The following is a 1823-nucleotide window of genomic DNA, read 5'->3' on the forward strand; positions in this document are numbered from 1 at the left end:
CGGTCAGCGCGCCGTGAAGAGTTGCGTGTCGATATTGCCGAGGCCGACCCAGCGCTTTTGGTGCTGGATTACACGCCCGCCGATGGCCCCCGCTTGTCGAACGTCGAATATGTGCCGCCGGTTCAATCGCTTACGCTTGTCCCCGAGGATGCTATCAAAGGTGACGGCGTCGATGACAGCTATTTGGCGGAAGACTTCCCAATGGCCGGTGGCCGCCTGACCATTGCCCTTAGCCGCGCGCAATTGGTTGATATGGGTGAGATTTTTCTGAATGTTCTGGTTATCAGCCTGCTGCCGACCCTTGCGATTTCTGCCGCCGTTGGTCTGTTCTTTGCCCGCCACGCCAAGGCGCGGATTGGGGCGATTGGCGACACTTTGCAACGCTTTGGCCATGGTGATCTGTCGGCACGCGTGGCCCTAAACCCTGCTGACCGTGACGATTTGGCCGAAATTGGCGAGGCCCTGAACCATATGGCCGAGGCGCAACAGGCAGCAATGGCCGCGTTAAAACAAGCAACCACCGATATCGCACATGACCTAAAAACCCCCATTCAGCGCGTCGCTCTGACGTTAGATCGCTTGCAAAGTCGCACGATCTTATCACCAGACCAAGCAGGATATGTCGCGGCGGCATTTGATGAGACCGACCGTATCGCCAAAACCTTTGACGCGCTTTTGCGTATTGCCCAGATTGAGGGCGGTGCATTGCGTGACCGGTTTCAACCTGTTGACCTCAGCGCCTTAGCCGCCGATTTCGTTGATGTGTTTGAGGCATCGGTCGAGGAAAGCGGGCACAAGCTGCGCTTGTCGGCCAAAGCTGGTGCGTTGGTGGCGGGCGATCGTGATTTGTTGGGCCAAGTCATCGCCAATCTTATTGAAAACGGGCTGCGGCATGTGCCGGCAGGCGGTGAAATCGCGGTCTCGGTTGAAACCACACCGGACGGCGTTGTGCTGCGCGTTGCCGATAACGGTCCCGGCATTCCTGCGGATGAACGCAAAAACGTCTTGCGCCGCCTATATCGTTTGGAAAGCAGCCGCGCGACGGAAGGTAATGGCTTGGGGTTAAGTATGGTCGCGGCAATTGCTGATTTGCATGGTGCAGATCTAGTCTTATCCGACAATGCGCCGGGGCTGGTGGTTACGCTTAAATTCCCAATCGTCCCATGAAAGCGCCACCGCACTGGGGGGGGGTGCGGTGGCAAAAGGGCTAACCGCTTGGGATGAATTAGCCCTTATTGCGGCGCAGTGACCACATGTGCCCCAATGGTAAGGTGCCTGCAACATGCGCCAAAACGCCCATTCCGGTGTGACCGATCAAATAGGCCCAAACAAGGTTTGCAAGAGTCTTGTGAACCGACATCGTCAATCCCACCAAACCGCCCGCATCCGGGTCGCCGGTATTGATGAAATAGTAAACCGTGCCAGAGGCGGCCATCGCGGTCATCAACAACAACCCCAAGCCATGAATGGCCGAGGCGAGCGGCGCAGAGGCCGCATGAGGGGGCAGTTTTCTGGCCTTGATCGCCGCAATATGCCGCCCAATATCTTGCCAAAGCGCCGCGCGGGCAGTGCCGGAAAGCCAAGGCAGCAATTCAACCAATGGGGTGCCGCGCCGCCGCAGCATCGTATTGCCCCAAAACGCGGCGACCAAGCCAAAGGCAGCGAGGCCTGCATATTCATGCACCTCGAACGCGGTATTACCCGCGCCATCCGGGTTCATAAACTGGCTGCTGGCAAGCTGCACGATAACCGCCCCCGCCAAGCCTGCATGCAGCAGGCGCGTTGGCAAAGCATGGGATGTTTCAGTGACATGGTCGGAAAGT

The 1823-nt window shown here is 58.0% G+C and carries 2 protein-coding genes; one reads left to right on the top strand and one right to left on the bottom strand.

Annotated elements, in window-relative coordinates; translation table 11 throughout:
• On the top strand, positions 1-1167 hold a 1167-nt coding region (locus L0H65_RS19320; protein WP_301460813.1), incomplete at its 5' end, for a HAMP domain-containing sensor histidine kinase.
• A 58-nt stretch (positions 1168-1225) separates the two neighbouring features.
• Here L0H65_RS19320 and L0H65_RS19325 read toward each other — a convergent pair.
• Positions 1226-1823, bottom strand: a 598-nt coding sequence (locus L0H65_RS19325) for a cytochrome b/b6 domain-containing protein (protein ID WP_367652019.1), incomplete at its 5' end; no start/stop codon positions are given.

Origin of the sequence: Pseudorhodobacter sp. (genome assembly GCF_030452865.1) — a bacterium.
Classification (GTDB): domain Bacteria; phylum Pseudomonadota; class Alphaproteobacteria; order Rhodobacterales; family Rhodobacteraceae; genus Pseudorhodobacter.